At 73.2% G+C, this 21,603-nt stretch carries 19 protein-coding genes; 5 read left to right on the top strand and 14 right to left on the bottom strand.

Features of this window, described 5'->3' with window-relative positions; genetic code table 11:
- Window positions 1-59: 59 nt before the first annotated feature.
- The 5 genes from ACZ4U1_RS32610 to ACZ4U1_RS32590 form a co-directional block, all read right to left on the bottom strand.
- A complete protein-coding gene (locus tag ACZ4U1_RS32610; RefSeq protein ID WP_467907757.1) occupies window positions 60-1,013 on the bottom strand; it encodes an ROK family glucokinase in 954 nt (317 codons plus the stop codon).
- A gap of 67 nt (window positions 1,014-1,080) precedes the next feature.
- Window positions 1,081-1,578 carry a DUF5304 domain-containing protein gene (locus ACZ4U1_RS32605; protein WP_467907756.1) on the bottom strand — a complete coding sequence of 166 codons (498 nt, stop codon included), beginning with the start codon at window positions 1,576-1,578 and terminating at the stop codon, window positions 1,081-1,083.
- 56 nt (window positions 1,579-1,634) lie between these two features.
- Entirely contained in the window at window positions 1,635-2,807 is a 1,173-nt protein-coding gene (locus ACZ4U1_RS32600; RefSeq protein ID WP_467907755.1) for an ArsA family ATPase, read from the bottom strand.
- A 43-nt stretch (window positions 2,808-2,850) separates the two neighbouring features.
- Window positions 2,851-3,294, bottom strand: a complete 444-nt coding sequence (locus tag ACZ4U1_RS32595) for an SRPBCC family protein (RefSeq protein WP_467907754.1) — start codon at window positions 3,292-3,294, stop codon at window positions 2,851-2,853.
- A 122-nt stretch (window positions 3,295-3,416) separates the two neighbouring features.
- On the bottom strand, window positions 3,417-4,172 hold the full coding sequence (locus ACZ4U1_RS32590) for a metallophosphoesterase family protein (protein WP_467907778.1): 756 nt from the start codon (window positions 4,170-4,172) through the stop codon (window positions 3,417-3,419).
- A 350-nt stretch (window positions 4,173-4,522) separates the two neighbouring features.
- Between ACZ4U1_RS32590 and ACZ4U1_RS32585 the strand changes: the two genes are divergently transcribed.
- Window positions 4,523-6,319: an AMP-dependent synthetase/ligase gene (locus tag ACZ4U1_RS32585; RefSeq protein ID WP_467907753.1), complete on the top strand. Its 1,797-nt coding sequence runs from the start codon at window positions 4,523-4,525 to the stop codon at window positions 6,317-6,319.
- 19 nt (window positions 6,320-6,338) lie between these two features.
- Here ACZ4U1_RS32585 and ACZ4U1_RS32580 read toward each other — a convergent pair whose 3' ends face one another.
- Window positions 6,339-7,961, bottom strand: a complete 1,623-nt coding sequence (locus ACZ4U1_RS32580) for a GMC oxidoreductase (RefSeq protein WP_467907777.1) — start codon at window positions 7,959-7,961, stop codon at window positions 6,339-6,341.
- Window positions 7,962-8,027: 66 nt separating this feature from the next.
- Window positions 8,028-9,170, bottom strand: a complete 1,143-nt coding sequence (locus ACZ4U1_RS32575; RefSeq protein WP_467907752.1) for a glycosyltransferase family 4 protein — start codon at window positions 9,168-9,170, stop codon at window positions 8,028-8,030.
- A 146-nt stretch (window positions 9,171-9,316) separates the two neighbouring features.
- On the opposite strand from ACZ4U1_RS32575, the gene ACZ4U1_RS32570 reads away from it, so the two are divergent.
- Window positions 9,317-10,552 (top strand): glycosyltransferase 87 family protein, encoded by a 1,236-nt coding sequence (locus ACZ4U1_RS32570; protein WP_467907751.1) that lies wholly within the window; start codon window positions 9,317-9,319, stop codon window positions 10,550-10,552.
- Here ACZ4U1_RS32570 and ACZ4U1_RS32565 read toward each other — a convergent pair.
- Complete coding sequence (locus ACZ4U1_RS32565) at window positions 10,513-11,853, bottom strand: MATE family efflux transporter (protein WP_467907776.1); 1,341 nt, start codon at window positions 11,851-11,853, stop codon at window positions 10,513-10,515. The genes ACZ4U1_RS32570 and ACZ4U1_RS32565 overlap by 40 nt on opposite strands.
- Window positions 11,854-11,953: 100 nt before the next feature.
- Between ACZ4U1_RS32565 and ACZ4U1_RS32560 the strand changes: the two genes are divergently transcribed.
- Entirely contained in the window at window positions 11,954-12,487 is a 534-nt protein-coding gene (locus tag ACZ4U1_RS32560; protein WP_467907750.1) for a PadR family transcriptional regulator, read from the top strand.
- Here the strand turns inward: ACZ4U1_RS32560 and ACZ4U1_RS32555 are convergent.
- The 5 genes from ACZ4U1_RS32555 to ACZ4U1_RS32535 form a co-directional block, all read right to left on the bottom strand.
- Window positions 12,468-13,655, bottom strand: a complete 1,188-nt coding sequence (locus ACZ4U1_RS32555) for a hypothetical protein (protein ID WP_467907749.1) — start codon at window positions 13,653-13,655, stop codon at window positions 12,468-12,470. The genes ACZ4U1_RS32560 and ACZ4U1_RS32555 overlap by 20 nt on opposite strands.
- A gap of 27 nt (window positions 13,656-13,682) precedes the next feature.
- A complete protein-coding gene (locus tag ACZ4U1_RS32550) occupies window positions 13,683-14,690 on the bottom strand; it encodes a C40 family peptidase (protein ID WP_467907748.1) in 1,008 nt (335 codons plus the stop codon).
- A gap of 275 nt (window positions 14,691-14,965) precedes the next feature.
- Window positions 14,966-16,006 (bottom strand): C40 family peptidase, encoded by a 1,041-nt coding sequence (locus ACZ4U1_RS32545; RefSeq protein WP_467907747.1) that lies wholly within the window; start codon window positions 16,004-16,006, stop codon window positions 14,966-14,968.
- 211 nt (window positions 16,007-16,217) lie between these two features.
- Window positions 16,218-17,561 carry an NYN domain-containing protein gene (locus ACZ4U1_RS32540; RefSeq protein ID WP_467907746.1) on the bottom strand — a complete coding sequence of 448 codons (1,344 nt, stop codon included), beginning with the start codon at window positions 17,559-17,561 and terminating at the stop codon, window positions 16,218-16,220.
- Between the two features lie 47 nt (window positions 17,562-17,608).
- A complete protein-coding gene (locus ACZ4U1_RS32535) occupies window positions 17,609-17,848 on the bottom strand; it encodes a hypothetical protein (RefSeq protein WP_055541554.1) in 240 nt (79 codons plus the stop codon).
- Between the two features lie 153 nt (window positions 17,849-18,001).
- Here ACZ4U1_RS32535 and ACZ4U1_RS32530 point away from each other — a divergent pair, with 153 nt between their 5' ends.
- Together ACZ4U1_RS32530 and ACZ4U1_RS32525 are read left to right on the top strand one after the other, a co-directional pair.
- On the top strand, window positions 18,002-18,745 hold the full coding sequence (locus ACZ4U1_RS32530; protein WP_467907745.1) for a rhomboid family intramembrane serine protease: 744 nt from the start codon (window positions 18,002-18,004) through the stop codon (window positions 18,743-18,745).
- The gene (locus ACZ4U1_RS32525) at window positions 18,742-19,023 is read left to right on the top strand and encodes an Lrp/AsnC family transcriptional regulator (protein ID WP_356862017.1); all 282 of its coding nucleotides are present in this window, start codon (window positions 18,742-18,744) and stop codon (window positions 19,021-19,023) included. The genes ACZ4U1_RS32530 and ACZ4U1_RS32525 overlap by 4 nt, the downstream gene beginning before the upstream one ends.
- Here ACZ4U1_RS32525 and ACZ4U1_RS32520 read toward each other — a convergent pair.
- The gene (locus tag ACZ4U1_RS32520; RefSeq protein ID WP_467907744.1) at window positions 19,020-21,566 is read right to left on the bottom strand and encodes a serine/threonine-protein kinase; all 2,547 of its coding nucleotides are present in this window, start codon (window positions 21,564-21,566) and stop codon (window positions 19,020-19,022) included. The two genes, ACZ4U1_RS32525 and ACZ4U1_RS32520, sit on opposite strands and share 4 nt — an antisense overlap.
- Window positions 21,567-21,603: the final 37 nt, after the last annotated feature.

The following is a 21,603-nucleotide window of genomic DNA, read 5'->3' as shown; positions in this document are numbered from 1 at the left end:
CATGGGGAGGGGCGCGGGGCTCATACGGCCTCGCGCCCCTCAGGCAGGCACAGTCGCCGTCACATGACGGGGTCCGGCTCCCGGGCCAGGTCGGCAGCGCCGACGAGTCCGGCCTTGTTGCCCAGCTGGGCCGCGATCACGTCGGCCATCGGGCGCCAGTTGGCGCCGACCAGCCAGCGCTTGTACGACTTGCGGATCGGGTCGAGGACCAGGTCGCCCTCGTCGGAGAGGCCGCCGCCGACGATGAACGCGGACGGGTCGAAGAGGGAGGCCAGGTCGGCGAGACCGGCGCCGGCCCAGCGGGCCAGCTCGCGGTAGGAGTCCACGGCGACCGGGTCGCCCTGGCGGGCGGCCATGGAGATGTGCTTGCCCTCGATGCCGTCGGGGGTGCCGTCGCCGAGCGCCAGCAGGACCTCGGCGCGCTCGGGCGTGGCGTTGGCGCGCTGCTTGGCGTAGCGGACCAGGGCGCGGCCGGAGGCGTACTGCTCCCAGCAGCCCTGCGAGCCGCAGCCGCACAGCAGGCCGTCCGGGACCATCCGGATGTGGCCGAATTCCGCTGCTACGCCGAAGTGGCCGCGGCGCAGCTTGTTGCCGATGATGATGCCGCCGCCGAGGCCGGTGCCGAGCGTGATGCAGATGACGTTGCGGTGGCCCTTGCCCGCGCCGAACTTGTACTCGCCCCAGGCGGCGGCGTTGGCGTCGTTCTCGACCACCACGGGGAGGCCTGTGCGGGCCTCGACCTTCTCCTTGAGCGGCTCGTTGCGCCAGTCGATGTTGGGCGCGAAGTACACCGTGGAACGCTGGCGGTTGACGTAACCGGCCGCGCCGATGCCCACGCCGACGATCTCGTGCCCGGCGCGCGCACCCTCCACCGCCGAGGCGATGGCGTCCACGATGGCCTCGGGCGTGGTGGGGGTCGGCACCTTGAAGGTCGAGAGGATGTTGCCTTCCTCGTCGACCACGCCGGCCGCGATCTTCGTGCCGCCGATGTCGACGCCGATGGTGAGTCCCATGAATCCCTCAGTTTCGGTCGAGCCCCGCTACGGCCAACCGTACCCGAGGCCCTGCCGTGGGAGGGCTTCAGTCCAGGTCGATGCGTTCCCCTGGACCGGTGCCCTCGCCCCGGTCGCGCCGGTCCGGCCGGTCGTCGTCCGCCGGGCCGGCCGTGCGGGCGGTCCAGCGGTACTCCTGGGCCTGGACGGCGGAGCGGTAGGCGGCGAGCAGCTCGCTGCCGGCCGCGGCCAGGTGGTCGAACACGTCCGGGTTGCGGTCTATGACGGGCTCGACGGCGGCCTTCGCCTGCTGGACGACCTGCCGCACCATCTGCTGGGCGGCGGGTCCGGCGAGGCCGCCGAGGAGCGGTGACGGGAGGCCGGACAGCTTGTCGGCCACCGCGTCCACGAGTTTCTTCAGCTCCTCGGCCGCGGAACCGGGGGGCGGGCCGTGCTCGGCGCGGCGGCGGGCCCGCTCGGCGTCGAGGTCCTCGGCGCAGGCCCGTGCCCAGGCGTCGGCGTCTGCGTCGGTCGCCCTCGCCGGCTCCTCCTCGGAAGGGTCGGGTGCGGCGCGCTCTTCGCTCATGGCGGCTCCTGACTACGGTTCGCCTTTACGACGTTACCCGAACGGGCGTGCCCCGTTCACCGTCCCTTGGCGGGCCACAGGTCGGGGTCCGGGGCGAAGCGGATGCGCAGCTCGCCGTCCTGGAGTCCGGCTCCGGCGACGGTGCACCGGCGCAGGGCGGAGGGCAGCGCGACGATGCGGCGGAAGGGGCCGGCGGTGATCAGGAGTTCGTCGCCGCGCCGGATGAGGTCCAGCTCGTCCCGTATCGCGCCGGGCAGCGGGAGGTGCCAGACCAGCACGCCGTCCTCGGCGATCCGGTCGGTGACGGGCCACTCGACCGGGGTGGGCGCCGGGTTGACGGCGGGTACGGCGAGGGCGGTGAGGTCGTCGGGGCCGTGCGGGTCTCGGCCGAGGTGCGGGACGGGGTGGACGTCGTACGACTCCTGCCAGTCGGCGAGCGTCTTGCGCTGCTGGGCCACGAGCGAGGCCAGCCAGGCGTCCGGGGTGGTCTCGGGCAGCGTGCGGTGGGCGATCAGGGCCTCGGTGGGCAGGCCGCGCAGGGCGAGGCCGAGGGTGGCGGCGCGGACGGCGGCGGCGCCGGCCGGGCCGGGTTCGGCGACCAGGCGTACGGCGGTGTCCCGGTCGGTGAGGACGGCCTCGACGGCGGCCAGCTCGACGTCCCAGCGGGCCGCCGTCTCGTACAGCCAGTCGGCGGGCATGGGGACGCCGGCCAGCCGGCCGAGGACCGGGCGCAGGGCGCGGGCGGCCTGCCGCTCGGGCGGCAGCAGGCGGCGCAGGTAGCGGCGCAGTTCCTCGGGGAGGCCGAGCAGGGCGAGGGCCTGGGGCAGGGGCGGGAGGTCGACGACGAGGAGGCCGTACCGCTCGGAGAGGGCCGCGTCCCGCAGGGCGCGCAGGAAGGACAGTTCCTCGGCGCCGGGCAGCGGGGTGACCTCCTCGGCGTCCAGGCGGGCGGCGCCGAGCAGGTCGAGGACGTTCGCGGCGCGGGTCTGGAAGGCGGTGAGGTCCTGCCGGAAGCGTTCCGTGGCATCGGGCCGCCAGGCGGTGAGGTGCTCGGTGACCTCGGTGGGGGCCGGTCCTGTCGCGGTGCCCAGGGCCGCGCCGAGGGTGTCGGTACGGTCGGCGCCGAGCAGGAGGGTGCGGGTGCCCTCGGCAGCGGCGCGCAGTGCGGTGGCGGCAGCGATGGTCGTACGGCCGCTACCGCCGGGGCCCGTGATCAGGAGGGTGCGCATGGGGGTGAACGGTACCGTCGTGCGCGAGGATCGAACGGAGCGACTACTCCTGCCCCGACTCCACCCTCTTCTTCAGTCCCGCCAGCGCCCGGTCGATGATGACCTTCTCCGCCTTGCGCTTGATCATGCCGAGCATGGGGATCTTGACGTCGACGGTGAGCTGGTAGGTGACCTCGGTGGCGCCAGCGCCCGCCGGCTTCAGGAGGTAGGAGCCGGCGAGGGAGCGGAGCATCTGGGACTTGACCAGGGTCCAGGAGACCTCGCGGTCGCCGGTCCAGGTGTAGGCGAGGGTCTGGTCGTCCTTGATGGCACCGGCGTCCATGACGAGGCGTACCTGCTCGGCGCGGCCCTGGGCGTCGGTGGCGAGGACCTCCGCCTCCTTCACCTCGCCGGTCCAGTCCGGGTAGCGAGCGAAGTCGGCGATCACCGCCATGACGTCGGCCGGAGCCGCCTCGATCGTGATGCTCGAACTGGTGTGTTCCGCCATCGCCGTGGCTCCTCCAGATGCGGGCCGGTGGGAGAGTTCCGTGTGCGCGGGTCTGCGCACGTGTGTGCAGCGTGAAGGCTACCGCGCCGCCGGCCCGCCGCCTTCACCGCGCCTGCCGGGCCTCACCATTCGAGTGCCCAGGGCGTGCCGGTCCCGGCGAAGTGCCCCACGTTCACGCACTCGGTGGCGCCGATCCGCATCCGGCGCGCCAGCGGCTGGTGGACGTGTCCGAACAGCGCGTACCGCGGTCTGGTGCGGCGGATGGCGTCCAGCAGGGCCCGGCTGCCCCGCTCGAAGCGGCGGGCCACGGTGTCGTACACCAGCTCGGGGACCTCCGGCGGGATGTGGGTGCACAGCACGTCGACCTCGCCGACGGCCTCGATCTTCGCCGCGTACTCCTCGTCGCTGATCTCGTAGGGCGTGCGCATCGGGGTGCGCAGTCCGCCGCCGACGAAGCCGAAGACACGGCCGCCGATCTCCGCCCGCTGACCGTCGAGGACGGTGGTGCCGGGCCGGGCGTACTCGGGCCACAGCTGCGGCATGTCGACATTGCCGTAGGTGGCGTACGTCGGTGTGGGGAACGCGGCGAACAGCTCGGCGTACTGCTTGCGCACGGCCGCCTCGATGGCGGTGGCCCGGTCGGTGCCGATGCCGGCCCACAGCCGGGCGCCGAACGCGCGGGCCTCCTCGAAGCGGCGGGCGGTGCGCAGCTCCACGATGCGGTCGGCGTTCTCCTTGCCGAACAGGTCGGGGAAGATGCCGCGCGAGTGGTCGGCGTAGTCGAGGAAGAGGACGAGGTCGCCGAGGCAGATCAGGGCGTCCGCGCCTTCGCCGGCCCGGGCCAGGTCGCGGGCGTTGCCGTGCACGTCGCTGACCACGTGGACGCGGGTCCGCCGGTCGCCGGTGCGTGTGGAAGCCATGACGATCAAGCGTAGGCGGAGCGGTGCACTTGTGAACAGTGCCGGTCCAACCTGCGGTTACTCGCCGGTCGGTTCGGCCGTGGACTACTGTGCGCGAAGGAACGCCCACGTGTGTGACGCAGCGAACATCTCGCCGGGACCCCCTGTCGTAGACGCCATACCGGCGGGTAACGTCCGGGCAGTCCAGTCGTGCTCTGGTTTTCAACATGTGAACGCTCATGCTGATCCGGAGCACTCGCCCGAGCCTTGGACCGCACCGTCGCATCGCACAACGTCGTGGCGCCGGCGCCCTAAGAGGAGCAGCAGTCTTGCGCGAGTTCAGCCTTCCGGCTTTGTACGAGGTCCCTGCGGACGGCAATCTGACCGACATCGTCCGCAGAAACGCCGCGCAGCATCCCGACGTGGCCGTCATCGCCCGCAAGGTGGGCGGGGTCTGGCAGGACGTGTCCGCGCGGGAGTTCCTGGCCGAGGTGCGCGCCGCCGCCAAGGGGCTCATCGCCTCCGGGGTGCAGCCGGGCGACCGGGTGGGCCTGATGTCCCGCACGCGGTACGAGTGGACGCTGCTCGACTTCGCGATCTGGAGCGCGGGCGCGATCACCGTGCCGGTGTACGAGACCAGCTCGCCGGAGCAGGTGCAGTGGATCCTCGGCGACTCGGGCGCGACGGCCTGCATCACCGAGCTGGCGGGCCACACGGCCGCCGTCGAGTCGGTCCGCGACGCGCTGCCCGCGCTCAAGCACGTCTGGCAGATCGAGGCCGCCGGGGTGGAGGAGCTGGGGCGCCTCGGGCAGGACGTCAGCGACGCGACGGTGGAGGAGCGCAGCTCGCTCGCCCGGGCCGACGACCCGGCGACCATCGTCTACACGAGCGGTACGACCGGGCGCCCCAAGGGCTGTGTGCTCACCCACCGCAGCTTCTTCGCCGAGTGCGGGAACGTGGTGGAGCGGCTGCGTCCGCTGTTCCGCACCGGTGAGTGCTCGGTCCTGCTCTTCCTCCCGCTCGCTCATGTCTTCGGGCGGCTGGTGCAGGTGGCGCCGATGATGGCGCCGATCAAGCTGGGCTGCGTCCCGGACATCAAGAACCTCACCGACGAACTGGCCGCGTTCCGGCCGACGCTGATCCTCGGTGTGCCGCGGGTCTTCGAGAAGGTCTACAACTCGGCGCGGGCCAAGGCGCAGGCGGACGGCAAGGGCGCGATCTTCGACAAGGCGGCGGACACCGCGATCGCCTACAGCAAGGCGCTGGACAGCCCGTCGGGCCCGTCGTTCGGCCTGAAGCTCAAGCACAAGGTCTTCGACAAGCTGGTCTACAGCAAGCTGCGCGCGGTCCTGGGCGGCCGGGGCGAGTACGCCATCTCCGGCGGTGCCCCGCTGGGCGAGCGGCTCGGGCACTTCTTCCGGGGCATCGGCTTCACGGTGCTGGAGGGCTACGGCCTGACCGAGTCCTGTGCGGCGACCGCGTTCAACCCCTGGGACCGGCAGAAGATCGGCACGGTCGGCCAGCCGCTGCCCGGCTCGGTGGTCCGCATCGCCGACGACGGCGAGGTGCTGCTGCACGGCGAGCACCTGTTCAAGGAGTACTGGAACAACCCGGGCGCGACCGCAGAGGCCCTGGCCGACGGCTGGTTCCACACGGGTGACATCGGCACCCTGGACGAGGACGGCTATCTGAGGATCACCGGCCGCAAGAAGGAGATCATCGTCACGGCGGGCGGCAAGAACGTGGCCCCCGCGGTGATCGAGGACCGGATCCGGGCGCACGCGCTGGTCGCGGAGTGCATGGTGGTGGGCGACGGGCGGCCGTTCGTGGGCGCGCTGGTCACCATCGACGAGGAGTTCCTGGGCCGTTGGGCCGCCGACCACGGCAAGCCGGCGGGCTCCACCGCGGCGTCGCTGCGCGAGGACCCGGATCTGCAGGCGGCGATCCAGGCGGCCGTGGACGACGGCAACGCCGCGGTGTCGAAGGCGGAATCGGTGCGGAAGTTCCGCATTCTGTCCTCCCAGTTCACGGAGGAGTCGGGCCACCTCACCCCGTCGCTGAAGCTGAAGCGGAACGTGGTGGCGAAGGACTACGCGGACGAGATCGAGGCGATCTACGCCAAATAGCCTCCCTGCTGGAAGAGCGTCATGGCGCGGTGTCCTCGGCGAGGACCCGCGCCATCGTGCGTTCGGCGAGCGCGGTGATGGTGACGAAGGGGTTCACGCCGATCGAGCCGGGCACGAGGGAGCCGTCGGTGACGTAGAGCCTCGCGTACCCCTTCACCCGGCCGTAGTCGTCGGTCGCTCGGCCCAGCACGCAGCCGCCGAGCGGGTGGTAGGTGAAGTCGTCGGCGAAGACCTTGCCGGCCGAGCCGAAGAGGTCGTACCGGTAGATGGTCGCGTTGGCCGCGTTGACGCGGTCGAACAGCTTCTTGGCCATGGCGACCGACACGGCGCTCTGGCCGGCGGTCCAGCCGAGTCTCACCGCGCCGGACGAGGAATCGTACGAGAACGACGCCCGCTCGGGGTTTCTGGTGATCGCGAGGTACAGGCTGATCCAGTGCTCGAAGCCCATGGGCAGCGGGGCGATCTCCGCGAAGACCGGGTTGTCGGGGTTGGCCCAGTCGTCGATGCCCATGACGGGCATGGTGGCCTGGTGGGCGCCGACGGTGTCCCACATGTGGTTGGCGCGGCCGAGCATGGTGTTGCCGTTGGTACCCCAGCCGGCGCCGACGGCGGGGGCGAGGTCGGGCAGGGTGCCGGTGTCCCGGGCGCGGACGAGAAGTTCGGTGGTGCCGAGGCTGCCGCCGGCCAGGAACAGGTAGGTGCAGCCGTACTGTTTGCGCTCCACGACCGCGCCGGTGCCGTCGATCCGGTCGGCGGTCAGGACGTACGACCCGTCGCCCGCCCGGCTGACCGAGGTGACCTTCTCCAGGGTGTGGATGGTGACGTTGCCGGTGCCGAGGGCGGCGGCCAGGTAGGTCTTGTCGAGGCTGCGCTTGCCGTGGTTGTTGCCGTAGATGACCTCGCCGGCGAGCGCGGACCTGGTGGCGGTGCCGGCGGCCTCGCGCCGCATGTGGCCGAAGTCGTAGACGTTCGGCACGAAGGTGGTCCTCAGGCCGGCGTTGGCGGCGGCCTTCCGTGAGGTCCGGGTGAACTGGTACCACTCGGTCGACTCGAACCAGGCGGGGTCGACGGAGTTGACGCCGAGCATGGCGCGGGCGCGCGGGAAGTACGTGCCGTACATGGCGTCGGCGTCGACGGCCGGGAACTGCTCGGCGAAGTAGGAGCGGGGCGGTGTGACGGCCATGCCGCCGTTGACCAGGGAGCCGCCGCCGACGCCCCGGCCGACGTAGACGGACATGTGGTCGTAGTGCACCCGGTCCAGGACTCCCGGGTAGGGGGTGATGGCCTTGTTGACCACGTCCAGCCAGAGGAAGGTGGCGAGCGGGGCCTCGGTGCGGGCGCGGAACCACATGGAGCGCTGGTCGGGGGCGGTGGTGGAGCAGAAGACCTTGCCGTCGGGGCCGGCGGTGTTCCAGAGCCCGCCCATCTCCAGGACGAGGGTGCGGATGCCGGCCTGGCCGAGGCGGAGGGCGGCGACCGCGCCGCCGTAGCCGGAGCCGACGACGATCGCCGGGGCGTTGTCGGCGGCGGCGGGTTCCGCCGCGCGGGCGGACTGGAGGCCGATGCGGGTGAATCCGAGGCCGGCGGCGGTTTGCAGTGCGGCCATACCGAGGATGTGACGTCTTGTCAGCTGACGCTGCATCAGGTTTGCTGTCATGATGCGCAGCATGTGCGGATTTTTCGGTTCCGCCTAGAGCGCCGGCAAGGTTCAGAGCAAGGCCTTCAGCCTCTCCGCCAGCAGGTCCCAGCGCCACTTCTCCTCCACCCACTGCCGGCCCCGGTCGCCCATGCGGCGGCGGAGTCCGGGGTCCTGGAGGAGGACGGTGATCCGCTCGGCCGTCTGCTCGGCCGAGCCGCCCCGGACCACCCAGCCCGTCTCGCCCTCCAGGACCGCGTCCGGGGCGCCGCCCGAGTCGCCCGCGACGACCGGCAGGCCCGTCGCGGAGGCCTCCAGGTAGACGATGCCGAGGCCCTCCACGTCCAGGCCGCCGCGGCGGGTGCGGCACGGCATGGCGAAGACGTCGCCGGCGCCGTAGTGGGCGGGCAGCTCGGACCAGGGCACGGAGCCGGTGAAGCGGACCGAGTCGGCGACGCCGGTCTCGTACGCCATCCGGCGCAGGTCCTTCTCGTACGGGCCGCCGCCGACGATCAGCAGGACCGTGTCCGGCTCGGCGGCGAGGATGCGGGGCATGGCCCGGATCAGCGTGTCCTGGCCCTTGCGCGGCACCAGCCGGGAGACGCAGACGACCACCGGGCGGTCGGTCAGGCCGAGCCGTGCGCGGACCTCGTCGCCGCCGGAGCCGGGGTGGAAGGTCTTCTCGTCGACCCCGGGCGGCAGCTGCACCATCCGCGAGGCCGCCCGGGGGGTGAGCGCGGTCGCTATCCGGGAGCGGGTGTACTCGCCGAGGTAGGTGATCGTGTCCGTGGACTCGCCGATCCGGCGCAGCAGCTGCCGGGCGGCGGGCAGCTGGGCCCAGCCGGCCTCGTGGCCGTGGGTGGTGGCCACCAGCCGCTCGGCGCCGGCCCGGCGCAGCGCCGGTGCCATCAGCCCGAGCGGGGCCGCCGCGCCGAACCACACGGACGTGCACCCGTGCTCGCGGAGCAGCCCGACCGCCCGCCGGGTGGCCTGCGGGGTGGGCAGCAGCATGGTCGTACGGTCGCGTACGACGGTGAAGGGCTGCTCGGCGTCGAAGGCGGCGGTGGCCTCGGCCCCCTCCCGGCCGCGCTTCCAGGTGGAGGCGTAGACGACCAGCCGGCCGGGGTCCAGGCGGAGGGCCATGTTGTGCAGGAAGGCCTGGATGCCGCCCGGCCGGGGCGGGAAGTCGTTGGTGACGATCAGGGTCTTGTGCATCGCCGCCGACCCTACCGAATGGGCCGTCCGCGGCCGGGCCCGGCCGAGTCTGTGGCATGCGCACAGCCGCGCAGGACATCATGGTCGCTCGAAGCGGATTCGAACGGCACGGCAATCGACCCGGGAATCGGACGGCAGGGGATCACGTGGAGACGAAGGGTGCCGGGCGGTCCCTGGCCTGGCTGCTCGTGACCTGGGGCGTCACACGCGTGGTGCTGCTGCTCTTCGTCTTCCGGGTGTACACCTTCCCGGGCCCCGACGTCACCTCGGACGTGTCGGTGATCTACCGCGGCTGGTACGAGGTCCTGCGGCAAGGAACGTTTCCGCTGGACGACGTGACCTGGCAGTACCCGCCCGCCGCGGCACTGCCGGTCCTGTCCCCCGCCGTGCTGCCCTTCCTGTCGTACGCGCACGCCTTCTTCGTGCTGGCCTGCCTCGCCGACGTCGCCGTGCTGGCGCTGCTGGTGTACGCGGGCCGGCGGCCCGGGCGGTCGCCGCGCGGGGCCTGGGTGTGGGTGGCGGGCGTGCCGCTGCTGGGGCCGACGGTGTACGCCCGTTACGACGTGATGGTGACCGCGGTGGCCGTGGCGGCGCTGCTCGCCGGCGCCCGGCGCCCGCGGGTGATGGGCGCGCTGGCGGCGGTGGGGGCGCTGCTGAAGGTGTGGCCGGCGCTGCTGCTGGTCGGTGCCGTGCGGCGGCGGGCGTGGGCGTCGGCGGTGGTGACCGCGGCGGGCGTGGCACTGCTGTTCACGGTGTCCATGCCGGGCGCGTTCGCGTTCCTGACTTTCCAGCGGGACCGGGGCACCGAGGTGGAGTCGCTGGGCGCCCTGGTCTTCCACGTGGGCCGGCACTACGGCTGGCGGGGCGAGGTGCTGCTGAACTACGGGTCGATCGAGTTCCTGGGCCCGTATGTGGACCAGGTCAGCACGGCCGCGCTGGCGCTGACCGGGGCCGCGTTCGGCTGGCTGCTGCTGTGGCGGCTGCGCGCGGCCCGCTTCGAGCCGCCCGCCCTCGCCGACGCGGCACTGACGGCGGTGCTGCTGTTCACGGTGACCAGCCGGGTGATCAGCCCGCAGTACCTGGTGTGGCTGGTCGGCCTGGCCGCGGTGTGCCTGACGCACCGGGCGAGCCGGATGGGGGCGCCCGCGCTGCTGGTCGTCCTCGCGTCCTTCGTGACGGTCCTGGAGTTCCCGCTGGGCTTCTCGCACGTGGTGCTGAGCGACTGGTACGGCGTGACGCTGCTGGTGGTGCGCAACGGTCTGCTGGTCGCGGCCACGGTCACGGCGGCCCGCCGGCTGTGGCGGGCGACCGTCCCGCGGGCCGCGTCCTCCCCCTTCCCGCCTCAGGCCGCCCGCGCGAAGGAGACCCCGGTCTCCTCCTGACGCCGGGCCCGCCGCAGCAGCGCCGCCACGGCCGCGCACTGCACGGCCATCGCGAGCGCCAGCGCCAGGCAGACGCCGGGCAGGCCGAGGCCGGAGAGCGCGTGGGCCAGGGACAGCTGGACGGCGGTGCCGAGCAGGGTGACCCGCAGCAGCGCGGGCGCTCCCCCGCTGCCCTCGAAGACCCCGCCGAGCGCGATGAAGCAGGCCATCAGCAGCAGGTAGGGGCCGATGCAGCGGAGGAAGAGCACGCCCTGGTGGGCGACCTCCGGGCCGGCGCCGAAGGCGGCCATGATCCAGGGGGCGGTGACGGCGAACAGCGCGGCGGCCGTGAGGCCCGCGGTCCCGGCGACGAGCACCGCCTGCCGGCCGATGTCCCGGCGGGCGTCCCCGCCCGAGCCCCGGATGTGCGCGGTGTGGATGGCGGCGGCCTGCCGCACCGCGTAGAAGGCCATGGTGGCGAGGTACATGACCTTGTAGGCGATGGAGTAGGCGGCCACCGCGGTGACGCCGAGCCGGGCCACGATGGCCACCAGCACCAGGGCGCCGCCCTGCCGCACGGTGAAGTCGGCGGACATGGGCAGCCCGGTGGCGAGGGTGCGGCGCAGGGCGGCCGGGAGGGGTGCGGCGGGCCGGGTCCGGGCGGCCGTGCGCAGCAGGGCGGTGCGGCGCAGGGCGCGCAGGCCGAGGGCGAGGGCGGCGGCACGGCACAGCACGGTGGAGGCGGCGGCACCGGGGACGCCGTAGAGGTGGATGAGGACGGGGTCGCAGACCAGGATCAGCCCGTTGGCCAGCAGGGCGAGACGCATCGGGGTGCGGGTGTCGCCGGTGCCCTTGAGGATGCCGTCGACGAGCTGCTGGACGAAGAAGACGGCCATGCCGGGCAGGGAGAGCGCGAAGTACGCGGTGGCGAGGCGCACGGCCGCCGGGCCGCCGCCGCCGAGCACCAGGCCGGCCAGCGGCTCGCGCAGCAGGAAGCCGCCCACCGCGACCACGGGCGTGACCAGCGCGCACAGCGCCCAGCCCCCGCGTACGGCGGCCCGTACGGCGGCCGGGTCGCGGGCTCCGCGGGCGTGCGCCACCAGCACGGTCGTACCGGAGGCGAAGACGAGGGCGACGCCGAGCAGCACGTTCTCGGTGTTGGTCGCGACGGCCACGGCGGCGACGGCGGCACCGCCGAGCCGGGAGACCCAGACGGTGTTGATGATCCCGGAGGCGACGGAGGCGAGCAGCGAGAGATAGACGGGGTGGGCGAGCGCGATGAGCTGCCTGCGGTGGGCGTTCACGGTCCGGCTCCTCGGCAGGGAGACCCTCTTGTCGAGGCCCTCTTATCGAGCTACCTCGGTTCGAGGTAGCTCGATAAGAGGTAGCATGGAGGCCGGAGAGCCGCAAGGAGGAACGCACGTGCTGGAGCTGTCGATCCTGGGCTTCCTCGCCGAGGAGCCACTGCACGGCTATGAACTGAAGGACCGCATCCGCGCACTGAGCGGGCATGTCCGCCCGGTCAGCGACGGCGCGCTGTACCCGGCCATCAACCGCCTCGTCGCCGCCGGCCTGCTCGACCAGCGCACCGAGGACGGCGTGAGCGCCGCCCCGCGCCGGGTGCTGTCCCTGACCGCGAAGGGCCGCGCGGAGCTGCGCGAGCGGCTCCGCGACCCGAAGCAGGCGGAGATCACCGACCACGTCCGCTTCAACACGGTCCTGGCCTTCCTGCGGCACCTGGACGACCCCGCCGAGCAGGCCGCCGTGCTCCGCCGCCGCCTGGAGTTCCTCGAGACCCCGGCGAGCTTCTTCTACCGCAAGGGCGAGCCGATGCGGGCGGAGGAGGCCGGGGACCTGTTCCGCGCGGGCATGCTGCGGGTGGCCCGGGCCACCGGGCAGGCCGAGCGGGAATGGCTGCGGGAGGCCATCGAGGTGCTCAGCCGAGCTGGGTCGTGACGTAGTCGCGCCAGCGGGCGGTGAACTCCCGCGGTGTCGTCCCGAGCACCTCCCGCAGGGCCTCCTCGACCGCGCCCGCCCGTTCCGGGTGGGCGCCCACGGACCGGTAGAAGGCGCCGAGCCGGGCGGCGCCCCACCGGTCGGCGATCATCCGGCAGGCCAGCCAGCCGCCCTCGTAGGCCCGCGCCAGCTTCACCGGCTCGCGGGTGAAGCCGAAGTCCTCGTCGGCGGGGAGCGCCTCGGGCACCTCGCCGTCCCGGACGGCACGGGCGAGTTCCGGGGCGGCCTCGGCCGGGGTGCGGCCGGTGCCGAGGTAGCCGATCCAGTCGGCGTAGCCCTCGGAGAGCCACAGCGGGGTGGCGGCGGTGGTGCGTGCCCGGGTGGCGACATGGGTCGTCTCATGGGTGAGGACGACCTGCTTGCCGGCGTCGCCGAGCAGGGCGTACGCCTCCGGGTTGACCACCACCCGGTCCGCCGGCGCCCGGCCCGGCCCGCCCGTCTCGCCGGTGGTGACGGCGGCGATGCCCCGGTAGTCGGCGGCGGGCGAGCCCAGCAGGGACGCCATGCCCGCCAGGGACCGCGGGACCAGTACGACGACCCGGCGGCTCCAGTCGGTGCCCCAGGCCCCGGAGACGGCCGGGACCGCCCGGTCGGCCAGCCGGGCGTACGTCCGCAGATCGGCGGCGGAGCCCCCGGTGCCGAGCACCAGGCTGCGCGCGCCCTTGACGGCGGTCACCGTGCCCTGGTCCCACAGCTGCTGCCCGGCCTCCTCGGCGGGCTTGTCGGCGGTGACGTACCAGCGGCCGTCGGCGGTGCGGCCCAGGGTGAGGGTGCGGCGGGTGCCGACGGGGGCCCGGTCGTAGCCGGCGACCCGGTAGCGCAGCTCGGCGTCGGCGGTGGCGCCGGAGGCGGTACGGCGCAGGGCACCGACCTTGTAGCTCCAGGAGGCCAGCGGGAGCGCGCGCAGCCGGGTGTACTCGGTGCGGGCGCCGGTCGTGCCGTAGGCCGTCTCGTCGTGGCCGAGCAGGGCCGCCGCGCGCCGGTCGAGGACCTGCTGCACCTCGGCGCGCGCGGAGTCGGCCGCCGTCGGCCGGTCGCACCCGGTCAGCGGCAGCAGCAGACCGAGCCCCACGGCTCCGATGCTCCACGCCCGCCTGCGACCAGCCACGCGCCGATCGTACGGCGCCGAGCGCGGTCAGGGCCGGGTGACCGAGGAGACCGGCATCATCCCGACCGGGTCGTAGCGCACCGGGGCGCCGGGATAGGGGGCGTGGATGACCTGGCCGTTGCCCGCGTACATCGCCACATGGCTGGCGTCGGAGCGGTAGACGACCAGGTCGCCGGGACGGGCCTGGGAGAGCGGGACCTGCCGGCCGGCGAACCGCTGCTCCTGCGAGGTGCGCGGCAGATGGAGACCGGCGTGCGCGTACGCCCACTGCATCAGGCCCGAACAGTCGAACCCGGAGGGGCCGTTGGCGCCCCACACGTAGGGGCGGCCGAGGGCCGAGCGGGCGGCGGCCAGGGCGGCGGCGGCGCGGCCTTCGGGGGCGGCGGCGCCGGTCGGCTCGGGCAGGTCCGCGCGGCTGCCCCGGGAGGCCCGGTCGTAGGCGGCGCGTTCGCCGGCCGGCAGGGCGTTGATCAGCTGCCGGGCCCGCGCGAGCTTCTGCTCCACGGTCCGCTTGTGCGCGGCCACGGCCTTGCGGCTGCGCTCCAGCTCGGCGAGGGTGCCGGCCGCCTCCGCGCGCTCCTGGGCGAGTTCGCGCAGCACGGACTGCAACTCCCTGAGCCGGCCGGCCTGCCGGGCGCCGATGCGGTCGAGGGTGGACGCCTTGTCCAGGTAGTCGTCCGGGTCGGCGGAGAAGAGCAGGGCGACCGCCGGATCGATGCCGCCGGAGCGGTACTGGGCGCCCGCCAGTGAACCGAGCTGCTCGCGCAGCTCGTTGACGCGCTGCTGCTGCCGGGCGATGTGGTCCTGTGTGTCGCGGACCTCCCGGCGCAGCAGGCCGGCGCGCTCGTCGGCCTTGTCGTAGGCCTGGGTCGCCTTCTCGGCCTCCTCGTACAGGCGGTCCACCTCGGCCCGGGTGTCGGCGCCCGGCGCGGCCTGCGCCGGTACGGCGCCGAGCGCGGCCGCGGCCGACAGCACGCACAGGGCGAGGGCGCCCCGGTCGAATCCGGACGGTGCAAGGCGGCGATGGGACCCCACGGCAGTCCTTCTGCTGGCGGACGAAGACCGTTGCCCCGGCGCCTGGGGACGGGGAGGCCCCGGCGCCGGGGAAACGCGGCAGACAGTAGCCGTGCGGACCGGCCCGGACCAAAGACCTCGGAGTCAACGCAGACTGACGCCCCGCCGCTGACGCAGGTCACCGGCGGGGCGTGGAGTCAGTTCGGGTCCCGGGGATTCGCCCGTTCGGGCGCCACCGTGTCCGTGTGTCGGTCCGTGTACCGGCCCCGTGTGCCGTGTCCGCGGGGTGCCGTGGGTCAGACCCGGACGCCCCACATGAACGGGCCGCCGATCGTACTCATGGACTCGTAACGAACCACCGTGCCGGTGCGCGGGGCGTGCAGGACCTGGCCGTTGCCCGCGTAGAGGCCGACGTGGTGCAGGTCGTTGAAGAAGAAGACCAGGTCGCCGACCTTCAAGTCGTTGACCGAAGTGATCCTCGTACCGATCTGCGACTGCGCCTCGGAGGTGCGCGGGATGGAGACGCCGGCCTGGGCGTAGGCCCAGGAGGTCAGGCCCGAGCAGTCGAAGGAGGAGGGGCCGGTGGCGCCGTAGACGTAGGGCGAGCCGAGCCGGGTCTGGGCGGCGGCGAAGGCCGCCTGGGCGCGGTTGGAGGCCGGCGGGGCGTCGCCGAGGTCCACGCGCTCGGTGGAGGAGCGGTTGGCGCGCTGCTCCTTCTCGGCGAGTTCCGCCTTCTCCTTGGCGGTGAGGGTGTTCAGGAGCTTCTGCGCCTCGGCGAGCTTGCTCTGGACTTCCTTCTTCTTGTTGCCCAGTTCGGTGCGGGTGGCGGAGAGGTCCTTGAGTTTCTCGGTGGCCTCGGCCCGCTCCTGGGCGAGTTCGCGCTGTTTGTCCTGGATCTTCTTCAGCGCGTCGACCTGCTGGCTGCTCAACTGGTCGAGCGTGGACGCCTTGTCGAGGTAGTCGTCCGGGTCGGAGGAGAGGAAGAGCTGGACCGAGGCGTCGATGCCGCCGGAGCGGTACTGGGCGGTGGCCAGCGAACCCAGGCCGTCGCGCAGCTTGTTCAGCTCCTCCTGGCCGCGGGCGACGTTGTCCTGGATCGTGGAGATTTCCTTCTGCAGCTTCTGCTGCTTCTCCTTGGCGCCGTTGTACTTCTCGGTCGCCTGCTCGGCCTGCTCGTAGAGCTTGTCGACCTTGGCCTTGACCTCGTCCTTGCTGAGCTTCTCGCTCGGCGCGGCGTTGGCGGCGTTGGCGCTGAGCGCGACGGCAGCTGCGGCAGCGGTGGTGAGCACGGTCACACGGGTGCGGCTCGGCTGCTTGGGTCGACGGTGGGACGCCACGGAGGACGAACTCCTTCTTGTGAGTGATCACCCGTTCGGAGGTTCGAGCCCAGACCCTAGTGATGTAGTTGTGATCATTCAAATCCTCACACCAAAAATTCCCGTCACGCAATGCATTCTTTGCACACAACTCACATGCAGTGATGCGTGACTGACACTGCGCTGCGTGAGGAAGCGGCCAATTCGGGCATTGCCTACGCCCGTTGGACCTTCAGGACAGTCGCTTCAGAAGTACCGCAGAGGCCACCGGTCGGGCACCCGCCCTCGCGACCCCGTCGGCGACCTCCCGGTCGGTGGAGGCGACGATGACCGGACGTCCCGGCGGCTCCGCGCGCACCAGTTGACGGATCAGCTCGTCGGCCGTCACGCCCGGCTTGGAGAACAGCACCCGCACCCCGCGCGGCGGCGCGAGCAGCACCGGCGCGGCGAGTTCGGCGCCGTCGAAGACACACGTCACCTCGGCCCCGGTCTGCGCGGCGAGCGCCGACAGCTGGCCCAGCAGCCTCAGCCGCTGCTTCTCCAGCGGCATCTGCGGATAGCCGGTCTTGGTCACGTTGTAGCCGTCGACGACCAGATGCGCCTGCGGCAGCGCCAGCAGCTGATCGAGGATGGCCGGATCGTCCTCGGACAGCGCGCGGGCGGCGATGTCCTTCGGTGTCATCCGGCCCGGTTCGACCGCGTCCACCGTCTCGGCCGGACGCACCGACACCGGGGGCAGGGCGAGTTCACGCCTGAGACCCTGGGTCGCGTCCAGCAGGGTGTCGAGCAGCAGCCGTACCCGCATGTCCTCCACGCTGCGGCCCTCACGCGCGGCACGGCGGGTGGCCTCCAGCGCGGCCTCGGCCTCGCCCAGGCGGGACTTGAGCCGGCGGGCCTCGCTCTCCGCGGCCGACACCTGGGCCTGCGCCTCGGTGCGCACGGCGTCCATCTCGCCCTGCGCCTTGCGCAGCGCGGCCTCGCCCCGCTTGACGTCACTGAGCGCGGCACGCAGCTTCCGGTGAAGCGATTCCGCTTCCTTCCGGGCCGACTCCAGCTCCGTGCGCAGACGTTCGGTCTCGGCGCGGGTGTGCTCCCGGGCCTGCGCCAGCTCCGCCCGCAGCCGCTCCAGTTCGGCCCGGCTCTCCTCGTCGGCGCGCTCGGCGTCCGCGCGCTGGGCCTCCTCGCCGGCCGCGGTGACCAGCTTCACCCAGCCCGCCGGGCGCAGTACGTAGGCCGCAGCCGCCACGTCGAGCGGGTCCGCGGCCGGGGGCGGGGAGCCGGAGTCGAGGGCGCCGGAGAGTTCCGGCTGGGCCTCTCTGAACTTCTCCCCGATCCGCTGCCGGAACAGCGGATCGGTCTCCAGCGCCGCCGCCATCGCGTTCCCGGCGAACTTCGCCCGGCGATTGGGGGCGAACCGGGCGTACTGCCTCAGCTGGGCGGGCAGTTCCGCCACGGTCAGCCCGCCGAAGCCGTCCGACACGATCTGGACGACGCGCCGGCGCACGCCGTCGGGCAGCGGACGGTCAAGCACCTCAGCGGTGCCGTCGCCCGGCCCCCCGCCTGCGGTCTCCACCATCCGTCACACCCCAATACCGGAAAAAGCCTCTCCGGGGGCCGCTCCGCTCAGGAGCCGGCGCCCGGCCTGTCCACGAGTTCCACCTGGTCCACCGCGTTGCACCAGCGGCAGCGCACCGATTCGATGGTCTCACTGACCACCTCGCGCTCCTCCACCTTCGGCTCACCGGCCAGGTCGAGGTGGACGTACTCGACGACCTTCGACGAGCGGGTGACGTCGAACCGGGTGAGGTTGCCGCACAGGGTGCAGCGCCATCGTGTCGTGGCCGTCGGCAGGGGAACCGTCATGGTGACTGTTCTCTTCCTTCTCGTGTCGGTCCGCGCCGTCCCCCGACGCGTGTGGCTCGTAACCCTACGGCCTGCCGGGGACTCGCCGCCCGTCCGTTCACGGCGGCGAGGCGGTCTGTCAGCTTGCGTCCCGTTACGTCATGCTCTGTAGTCATGATCAGCACCTGGAGCAGGGCGGCCGGCAGGACACTCGGAGCGGTCCGGGGCACCTCGGCCCCGATGACGTACGGCCTCATCGCCCTGTGCACCCTGATCTTCGCGCTCGGCCCGGCCTCCGGGCTGGTCCCCGGACACGGCTCCGGGGACGCGCTGCTCGCCGCGCAGCGGACGTACTTCCGGCACTGGGGCGTGGTCCCGGCCGAGCTGTTCGACGGACCCGCCGGGGCGGCGCTCACCCCGGCCACCGCGCTGTTCGTGCACGGCAGCTGGGTGCACCTGCTCGGCAACATGCTCTTCCTCTTCGTCTTCGGGGCGATGACCGAGGAGCGGATGGGCCGGGTGGAGTTCACCCTCTTCTACGTGGGCTGCGGCTACCTCGCGCTGCTGGGGTACGCGGCGGCCAACGCCACGTCCGAGCAGTCGCTGGTGGGCGCCTCCGGGGCGGTCTCGGCGGTCCTCGGGGCGTTCCTCTACCTGTTCCCCCACGCGCGCGTGACCAGTCTCCTCCCGTTCCTGTTCTTCCTGCCGCTGCGCTTCCCCGCGTGGGTGGTGCTGCCGCTCTGGGCGGCCCTGCAGTGGCTGGCGGCGGGGCAGGCCTCGGACGGGCCCGGGGTGGCGTATCTGGCACACCTGGTGGGGTTCGGTCTCGGGTTCGGTTACGCGTGGGTGCGGTACGGCCGTGGGACTAGAGTGAAGGCCGCCCCAGCTCCGGTCACCGAGGGAGAGAAACAGCCGTGATCACCGCGATCGTCCTGATCAAGACCAGCGTGGACCGGATCCCCGAGATCGCGGAGCGGATCGCCGCGCTCGACAGCGTCAGCGAGGTCTTCTCGGTCACCGGCACCTACGACCTGATCGCCATGGTCCGGGTCCGCCAGCACGAGGACCTCGCCGAGGTCATCCCGGGCCGGATCAGCAAGATCCCCGGCGTGGAGGCCACGGACACGCACGTCGCCTTCCGCACCTACTCCCAGCACGACCTGGAGGCCGCCTTCGCGATCGGCCTCGACAACTAGGGGGAAGACACCCCCTGGCCGCTGATCTGCACCGCCGCGATGCCGGTGCCGGAGGGGACGTAGAGGCGGCCGGCGTGGACGAGCGGGGTGTGCTGGTCGTCGCCCGCGGCACGGCCGAGGGCCGCGCTCCAGCGCTTCTTCCCGCCCAGGTCCAGCGCCCAGACCCGGTCACCCGCGCGGACGTACACGGTCTCGCCGGCCACGACCGCCCGCGGCTCGGCCGTGCTCCCTTTGATGTCGTACGCCCAGGCGCGGGAGCCGTCGGCCGCCCGCACGGCGTACACGGTGCCCTGTTCCGCGCCGACGGCCAGTGCGCGGCTGCCCGCGCTCAACGAACCCGTGTCGGCCTCCCTGCGCCACAGACGCCGGCCGTCCGAGACGCGCAGGCCCTGGCGTTCGGCGGCGGAGTCCGCGAACAGGGTGGTGCCCGCGAGGGCGACGGCCGTGACGTCGGTGCCCGCGGACACCTGCCACTTGCGTGAACCGTCCCGCGCGTCCAGCGCCAGCAGGGCGTCGCCGTAGCTGCCGGTGTAGATCACCTCGCCCGCGACGATCGGCGTGCCGGTGGGGCCGGCCGGGGTCCTGGCGGTCCACTTCTCGCTGCCGTCAGAGGCGTAGCGGCGCAGCCCGCCCGCGTCCGTGCCGCCGACGGAGACGAGCACGTCCGAGCCGAGCAGGACGGGGACGGCGTACCCCCGGTCACCGAGGGTGCGGGTCCACAGCGGGCTGCCGGACGGGCTCACCGCGGTCAGCCTGCGCTCGTCGTCGGCGTCGAACCCGACCACGCAGTACACGGCGTCCCGGGTGGCCACGGGGGTGGAGACGTCGTCGCCGAGCCGGACCTTCCAGCGCTTGGAGCCGTCCCGGGAGACCGCGTGCAGGACGCCGCCGGAGGTGCCGGCGTAGACGACGGAGCCGTCCGGGGAGAGCGCGCAGCACGCCCCGTCCAGGCCGCCGATGCCGCCGAGGTCGTAACTCCAGCGCAGCACCGCGGGCCGGTCCGCGCCCTGGCTCGCCGCCACGCCGGGGGACGATCCCTCGGGTGAGCGGTAGCTGCCGTGCAGGCTCTCGGTACCGACTCCCCGCTCCAGCAGCCAGCCGCCGACACCCGCGCCGGCCACGGCGACGGCTCCGCCGGCGATGGCCTTCAGCAGACGACGGCGGCCGGGGGCGACGGGCCCGAGGCGGCGGCCGGAAGCGGGTGAACCGGGACTGGTGGGACCTGCGGGGGCGGGTGTCGGGGTCGCGGAGGCGGGGACGGGGGCGGGAGCGGGAGCGGGTGAACCGGGACTGGTGCGGCCGACGGGCGCGGGGATCGCGCCGACGGAGGCAGGAGCCGAGGCGGCGGAGGCAGGGGTCGGGCCGGCGGAAGCAGAAGCCGAGGCGGCGGGGGCAGTCGGGCCGACGGAGGCAGGAGCCGAGGCGGCGGAGGCAGTCGGGCCGACGGAAGCAGAAGCCGAGGCGGCCGAGGCAGGAGTCGGGCCGACGGGAGCAGAAGCCGAGGCGGCAGAAGCAGGAGCCGAGGCGGCGGAGGCAGGGGTCGGGGTCGTGGGAGCGGGCGAGCCGGAACTGGTGGGGGCGGAGGTCGAGCCGGCAGAGGCAGGAGCCGAGGCGGCAGAAGCAGGGGTCGGGGTCGTGGGAGCGGGCGAACTGGTGGGGGCGGAGGTCGAGGCGGCGGGGGCGGGGGCCAGGTACTCCACTCCGCTGGGGCGGTCGTCGGGGGTCGGGCGGGGCCGCGCGGCCGGGCCGTACCAGTCCGGGCGGACGGCCGTGCGCAGGGTCTTCGGGGTGAAGCCGGCGCTCGCCACCACCTCGGCCGGTTCCGGGCGCTCCAGCGGGTCCTCGCGCAGGCAGGCCGCCACCAGCGGACGGATGTCCTCCGGGACGCCGGACAGGTCGACGTCACGAGTCAGGATGCGCAGCAGGACCACCGAGTCCTGCCCCTCGCCGAAGGGTTCCCGGCCGCCCGCCGCGTAGGCGAGGACCGCGCCGAGGGAGAAGACGTCGCTCGGCGGGCCGACCTGGCCCCCGTTGCGGATCTGCTCCGGAGAGACGTAGCCGACCGAGCCGACGACCGCGCCGGTGCGGGTCAGCGCGGTGGCCTCCAGGGCCCGCACGATCCCGAAGTCGATGACCCGGGGCCCGTCCGGGCCGAGCAGGATGTTCGACGGTTTCAGGTCCCGGTGGACCAGGCCCTTGGCATGGATGGCGGCCAGCGCCTCGCCGAGTGCGGCGGCGAGGATCCGCACCGCGGGCCCGGGCAGCGCGCCGTGGTCCAGGACGGCGTCCCGCAGATTGGGGCCCGGCACGAACTCCGTCGCCATCCAGGGCCGTTCGGCCTCGGTGTCGGCGTCCACGACCCGTGCGGTGTACGTGCCCGCGCCGCCGACGGTCTGGGCGGCGCGGACCTCGTGGCGGAAGCGGGCGCGGAAGGTACGGTCCTCGGCGTGCTCGGCCCGCACCACCTTCACCGCGAGTCTGAGGCCCGTGCGGGACGCGGCGAGGTAGACCTCGCCCATGCCGCCCGCGCCGAGTCTGTGCATGACTGTATACGGGCCGATGTGGCGCGGGTCTGCTGCG

This window comes from Streptomyces sp. NPDC028928, assembly GCF_055564915.1.
The sequence above is the reverse complement of the archived record's forward strand: the minus strand, read 5'-3'. Positions and strand labels throughout refer to the sequence as shown.